The 6,668-nt window shown below is 65.6% G+C and carries 4 protein-coding genes; 1 reads left to right on the plus strand and 3 read right to left on the minus strand.

Annotated elements, in window-relative coordinates; genetic code table 11:
* Positions 1–34 precede the first annotated feature (34 nt).
* The 3 genes from AC1VNY_RS34725 to topA are packed head-to-tail and all read right to left on the minus strand — an operon-like array spanning position 35 to position 5,595.
* A complete protein-coding gene (locus AC1VNY_RS34725; RefSeq protein ID WP_028341024.1) occupies positions 35–472 on the minus strand; it encodes a DUF983 domain-containing protein in 438 nt (145 codons plus the stop codon).
* Entirely contained in the window at positions 463–2,823 is a 2,361-nt protein-coding gene (gene rnr, locus AC1VNY_RS34730) for a ribonuclease R (protein ID WP_482408562.1), read from the minus strand. Before rnr ends, AC1VNY_RS34725 begins: the two co-directional genes overlap by 10 nt.
* Positions 2,824–5,595: a type I DNA topoisomerase gene (gene topA / locus AC1VNY_RS34735; RefSeq protein WP_482408563.1), complete on the minus strand. Its 2,772-nt coding sequence runs from the start codon at positions 5,593–5,595 to the stop codon at positions 2,824–2,826. It lies immediately after the preceding gene.
* 229 nt (positions 5,596–5,824) lie between these two features.
* Between topA and AC1VNY_RS34740 the strand changes: the two genes are divergently transcribed.
* A complete protein-coding gene (locus tag AC1VNY_RS34740; protein ID WP_482408564.1) occupies positions 5,825–6,064 on the plus strand; it encodes a hypothetical protein in 240 nt (79 codons plus the stop codon).
* Positions 6,065–6,668 lie beyond the last annotated feature (604 nt).

The following is a 6,668-nucleotide window of genomic DNA, read 5'->3' on the forward strand; positions in this document are numbered from 1 at the left end:
CATCCCTTTCATTTCTTCTTGCGGCCCGGTTTAGCTAGACCGGCGGGATGTCGCTAGGGGGATTCTCGTCAAAGCCATGCATGCGCAGGGCCCATTGCAAGCCGATCACGGCTCCCTTCACCGGCTGCAACAAAGCCAGAGATGCGAACAGCGTGAACGGCAGATAGATCGCAAGTTGCAGCCACACCGGCGGCGAATAGTTAGTCTCGATCCACAGCGCCATCGGTACCACGATATGGCCGACGATAACGATGACGAGGTAGGCAGGCAGATCGTCGGCGCGATGCGGCGTGAAGTCGAGGTCGCAGACCGGGCAATGGCCGTCGCATTTGAGAAACTTGCGGAACAGTCTGCCATTTCCGCAGCGCGGACAGCGGCAGCGGAACCCACGCTTCATCGCGCTCCACACGTCGCGCTTCTCGGGCTCGGCCGCTTCGCGAGTCCAGACCACCGTCGGCGGTGTCACTTCCATGACTTGCCTCGCTTCGATTTGCCGGACTTCTGCTGCGCCGGCTTGCGGTCCTTCTTGTTGCGCGATTTTCGCTCCTTGTGCGCCTTCTTGCCTGATCCTTTTGGTCCCTTGCCAAATCCGGCGGCACGGCGCTCGGCCCTTACGCCGTCGCGTTTTCTGCCGCGCGGAATTGCCTGACCATCGGATAATAACTCAAACCGCAGCGCGCCGGCTATCGGCGCGGCTTCCACCAGCCGCACATCGACGACGTCGCCGAGCCGATACATGGTGCCGCTGCGCGTGCCGATCAGCGCGTGGCGGGTTTCGTCATAGTTGAAATACTCGCTGCCGATGGTGCGGATCGGGATCAGACCGTCGGCGCCGGTGTCGTCGAGCTTCACGAACAGGCCGGATCGCGTCACGCCGGAAATGCGGCCCTGGAACGAGGCGCCGACCTTATCGGCAAGGAAATGCGCGATCAGCCGGTCGGTGGTCTCGCGCTCCGCCTTCATCGCGCGGCGCTCGGTGACGGAAATCTGCGCGGCGATCTCGGCGAGCGTCTCCACGGTCTCATCGGTCGGCAAGGCGCCTTCGCCAAGCCCGAGCGCGCGGATCAGCGCGCGATGCACGATCAGATCGGCATAGCGGCGGATCGGCGAGGTGAAGTGCGCGTAGCGGCGCAGGTTCAAGCCGAAATGGCCGTAGTTCTCGGCGGAGTATTCGGCCTGCGCCTGCGAACGCAGCACCACCTCGTTGACCAGCGGTTCGTAGTCTTCGCCGGCAACCTGCGCCAGCACGCGGTTGAATTGCGTGGGACGCAGCGCGCCCTGCTTGGTGAAGGGCAGGTCGAGCGTCTTCAGGAATTCCTGCAGGTTGTGCACCTTCTCCTGGCTCGGCTCGTCGTGCACGCGGTAGATCAGCGGCAGCGCCTTCTTCTCAAGCATCTCGGCCGCGGCGACGTTTGCGAGGATCATGAACTCCTCGATCAGCCGGTGCGCGTCGAGCCGCTGCGGCACGATCACGCGATCGACCGTGCCGTCGGCTTTCAGCAGGATCTTGCGCTCGGGCAGATCGAGATCGAGCGGGTCGCGCTCGTTGCGTGCAAGCTTGACGAGCTCATAGGCCGACCACAGCGGCTTCAGGATCGGATCGAGGATGGGGCCGGTGGTGTCATCGGGCCTGCCGTCGATCGCGGCCTGCGCCTGCGCGTAATTGAGCTTCGCAGCCGAGCGCATCAGCACGCGGTGGAAGCTATGCGAGCGCTTGCGGCCGTCGGCGCCGATCACCATGCGCACCGCGAGCGCGCCGCGCGGCTCGCCCGGCACCAGCGAGCAGAGATCGTTGGAGATCCGCTCGGGCAGCATCGGCACGACGCGATCAGGGAAATAGACCGAGTTGCCGCGCTGCAACGCGTCGCGGTCAAGCGCCGAGCCGGGCCGCACATAGTAGGCGACGTCGGCGATCGCGACATGGACGATGAAGCCGCCCTTGTTGTTCGGATCATGATCGACTTCCGCATGCACCGCGTCGTCGTGATCCTTGGCATCCGGCGGATCGATGGTGACGAGCGGCACGTCACGCCAGTCCTCGCGGCCCTGCAAGGTCGCGGGCTTGGCGTCTTCGGCTTCGCGCAGCGCAGAGGACGAGAACACCTGCGGGATGTCGTGGGTGTTGATCGCGATCAGGCTGATCGCCTTTTCACTGGCAATCGAGCCGAGCCGCTCCTTGACGCGGGCGGAAGCCAGCCCATAGCCGCGGGTGCGGATCAGGTCGACGCTGATGAGATCGCCGTCCTCGGCGCCGCCGCTGTCGGCCTTGGCGATGTTGAGCTCGCGGCCGGCCTGCTTCTTGTCGACCGGGATCAGGCGCCCGCCGCCATCGGGATTGCGGCGGAAGATGCCGAGGATCCGGGTGCGCCCGTGATCGATCACCTTGATGACGCGGCCGCGATAGGGCGTGCCGTCTTGCTCGTCCGTGACTTCGACGCGCAGCAGTGCGCGGTCGCCGACGCCGGCGGTGGTGCCGGGCTTCGGCCGCCGCGGCGTCTCGATGCGGATTTTCGGGGCGGTGCCGTTCTCGTCCGAGTCCCACTCGGCGGGCGTGGCGATCAGCTCGCCGTCGCTGTCGCGGCCGGTGATATCGGCCAGCAGGGTCGGCGGCAGCGCCGCCGGCTCGTGAATCTTGCGGCCGCGCTTGGCGATCGTGCCGTCGTCGGCGAGCTCGCGGAGGATCCGCTTCAGCTCGACGCGGTCGGCGTTCTTCAGGCCGAACTCGCGCGCGATCTCGCGGGTGCCGACCTTGCCTGGATTGGCGCGGATGAAGGCGACGATGGCGTCCCGGCCCGGAAAGCCATGGTCGGGTTTTCGTTTCACTTATCCTCGTGCCTTGCCGGCGCTCTTCTTCGCGGGCGCTTTCGCTGGTGCCGATGATTTTGCAGGCGACGTCTTGGCACCGGAGGCGACCGGCGCGCGCGCCTTGCTGGTCGCATCCGTCTTCGGCTTCGCCGCGGCCTTCTTCGATGCAGCCTTCTTGGCGGGCTTGGCCTCGGCGTCGCCGTCAGTCTCGGTCGCCTCGGACTTGGCTTTCTTCGCCTTGGCGGGCTTTTCCGCCTTCGCTTTCTTGGCCTTCTTGCCGCCGCCCTTGGCCGCGCGCTCGTCGATCAGCGCGATCGCTTCCGCGAGCGTGATCTGGTCGGGCGTGCGGTCGCTCGGGATCGTCGCGTTGACGCCGCCGGCCGCGACATAGGCACCGTAGCGGCCGTTCTTCAGCGCGACCGCGCCGAGCGTCGGGTGATCGCCGAGTGGCTTGCCGGGGTCGGCGCCGAAGCGTCGACCGCTCGGGCCCTTGGCAATCTTCTCCGCGATCAGCGTGACGGCGCGGTTCAACCCGATGTCGAACACCTCGTCGCCGGCCTCGAGGCTGGCATAGGTCTTCTCGTGCTTCACGAACGGCCCGAACCGACCGAGGCCGGCGGTGATCGGCTGCCCGGTTTCCGGATGCTTGCCGATCTCGCGCGGCAGCGACAACAGCTTCAGCGCCAGTTCGAGGTCGACATCGGCCGGCGAGGTGCCTTTTGGAATGCCCGCGCGCTTCGGCTTCTCGCCTTCGGCGTAATCCTTCTGCTCGCCGAGCTGGATGTAGGGGCCGAAGCGGCCGGCCTTCACCGTGACATCGAAGCCGGTGTCGGGATCGGTGCCGAGCACGCGGTCGGCGCTTTCGGCGCTGTCGGCCGCGAGCGGGCGGGTGTAGCGGCATTCGGGATAGTTCGAGCAGCCGACGAAGGCGCCGAACTTGCCGGCCTTGAGGTTGAGCCGGCCGGTGCCGCAGGTCGGGCATTGCCTGACATCGCCGCCATCCGCGCGCGGCGGATAGATGTGCGGGCCGAGCATCTCGTCGAGCGCGTCGAGCACCTCGGCGACCCGGAGGTCCTTGATGTCGTTGACCGCGCCGATGAAGCCGCGCCAGAAGTCCTGCAGCACCTGCTGCCAGGCGATCTCGTTGTTGGAGATGCGGTCGAGCTGCTCCTCGAGATCGGCGGTGAAGTCGTATTCGACATAGCGCGAGAAGAAGTTCTCCAGGAACGCAACCACGACGCGGCCCTTGTCCTCGCCGTGCAGCCGCTTCTTCTCGAGCTTGACATAGCCGCGGTCCTTCAGGACCTGCAGGATCGAGGCATAGGTCGAGGGACGGCCGATGCCGAGCTCTTCCATCCGCTTCACCAGTGAGGCTTCCGAGAAGCGCGGCGGCGGCTCGGTGAAATGCTGGGTGACGGCGAGGCTCTGGCGCTTCACGGTCTCGCCCTCGCTCATCGCGGGCAGGCGGCGCGAATCCTCGTCCTCCTCGTCGTCGCGGCTTTCCTGATAGAGCGCGAGGAAGCCGTCGAACTTGATGACCTGGCCGGAAGCGCGCAGGTCCAGCACGCGGGAGCCGGCCTTGGCCTCGATATCGACGGTGGTGCGCTCGAGCTCGGCCGACTCCATCTGGCTCGCAATGGTGCGCTTCCAGATCAATTCATAGAGCCGCGCCTGATCGGCATCGAGCCTTCGGCCGATGGTGGCCGGGCGACGCGACAGATCGGTCGGGCGGATCGCTTCGTGCGCTTCCTGCGCGTTCTTGGCCTTGGCCTGGTACTGGCGCGGGGCGTCCGGCACGTAGGCGTTGCCATAGTCCTCGCCGATCACCTTGCGCGCCTGCGTGATCGCCTCAGGGGCGATTTGCACGCCGTCGGTTCGCATATAGGTGATGAGACCGGTGGTCTCGCCGCCGATGTCGATGCCTTCATAGAGCCGCTGCGCGATGCGCATGGTGTGCGCCGGCGCGAAGCCGAGCTTGCGGCTCGCTTCCTGCTGCAGGGTCGAGGTGGTGAACGGCGCCTGCGGATTGCGCCGCGCCGGCTTGGCCTCGACGGTCGCGACCTTGAACAGCGCGGCCTCGATCGCCTTCTTGAAATCCTCGGCTTCCGCGCCGGAGCCAATGTCGAGCCGTGCGATCTTCTTGCCGTCGGCGCCGACCAGCCGCGCCTCGAAGGCGTCGCCGCGCGGCGTAAGCAGCGTCGCGACCAGCGACCAGTACTCCTTCGGCACGAACTTCTCGATCTCGAGCTCGCGGTCGCACACCAGCCGCAACGCGACCGACTGCACGCGGCCGGCGGAGCGGGCGCCGGGCAGCTTGCGCCACAGCACGGGGGAGAGGGTGAAGCCGACCAGATAGTCCAGCGCCCGACGCGCCATATAGGCGTCGACCAGCGCGCCATCGATCTGGCGCGGCGCCTTCATCGCCTCGGAGACGGCCTGCTTGGTGATGGCGTTGAACACCACGCGCTCGACCTTCTGGTCCTTCAGCGCGCGCTTCTCCTTCATCACCTCCAGCACGTGCCAGGAGATTGCTTCGCCCTCGCGATCAGGGTCGGTTGCGAGGATCAGGCGGTCGGCACCCTTGAGCGCCTTGGCGATGTCGTTGAGCCGGCTCGCGGCCTTGGCATCGACCTCCCAGATCATCTGGAAATTGGCGTCGGGATCGACGGAACCATTCTTGGCCGGGAGGTCGCGAACATGGCCGAACGACGCCAGGACCTCGTAGGAGGATCCCAGATATTTGTTGATCGTCTTGGCCTTGGCCGGCGACTCCACAATGACGATATTCATGTCATTCCAATAGCTTATGGGAAAACTTGAAGGCGGATTCCGCTAGACTCGCGGCCCGCCGTGTCGGGGCGAACATGGGTGCTGGGGCGGTCCCTGTCAAATCGCCAGATATTGAAGGGCGGGGCCAAGCTGTGGAGTTTCTATCCCAAGGGTTGCAAAATGCGTCCTAGAGTTGCGGCCGGAAAGGGCGTATCTCTTTATATATGGGGTGGGAATCGGATTAGGCCTTTTGAGCAGCACAGGGGGCGGCCGGAAGCGCAAGGAATCCGGCCGGCGGCGACCGGCGGGCGACGAGACAGCTGGGGAGGGCGGCCCGGACGACGCTCTGGTCCTGATCGGAGCCGCCGCGACCGAACTCGCCAAACTCGCCCGGCGACACAAATTCGAAGTCCTCGAGCGCTTGTTCGCGATGGCCCGCCTGGAGGCCGACGAGCAACTGCGTTCGCGCAGCCGGCGGAAGTTGTCGTGAGGGTATGTTGGGGGATGACGGCGCCGGCCTATGAACGGGCTCCCTCCATTCGTCGTCCTGGCGAAAGCCAGGACCCATAACCACCGCATTCGGTGATGAACGTGTTCGCGGCCCCAGCGTCGCGCATCAATTGAGATTTGGGGTAATGGGTCCTGGCTTTCGCCAGGACGACACCGAATGTGTGGGCACGGCCTACATCCCGATCGTCGTCCCGGCGCAGGCCGGGACCCATACGCCGCGGCGGATCTTGTTGGATGCGACTCGGCATTCCAGCGTTGCGTAACAATCTGCATTTGGGGTTATGGGTCCCGGCGTTCGCCGGGACGACACCGAGTAGGTGACACAGCTGGTGAGTCGACTTCGCATTCTCGCGACATGATCTGTCCGAGCTTTGCATTTCGTTTCGCCCTCTCTCTTGAAGAGGGCGCAGGGAAAGCCGGGTGCCGATCGCACCCATGGGCCCCGTGCAAAAGGTAGAAAGCACGGGGGTAGGACCACAGGTGTAACCGGAAACAACCCGGCTTTCCCTGCGCGATGGGTTACGGCTTATACGTGCTCTCCCCGGCGAGACTGGGCTTTTTTGTCACCGTCTTCGCAACGACGC

This window comes from Bradyrhizobium ferriligni, from assembly GCF_056837965.1.

Excerpts from the sequence above, each read along its gene's own strand:
- AC1VNY_RS34725 (WP_028341024.1), bottom strand. The coding sequence starts at position 472 with ATGGAAGTGACACCGCCGACGGTGGTCTGGACTCGCGAAGCGGCCGAG.
- topA (WP_482408563.1), bottom strand. The coding sequence starts at position 5,595 with ATGAATATCGTCATTGTGGAGTCGCCGGCCAAGGCCAAGACGATCAAC.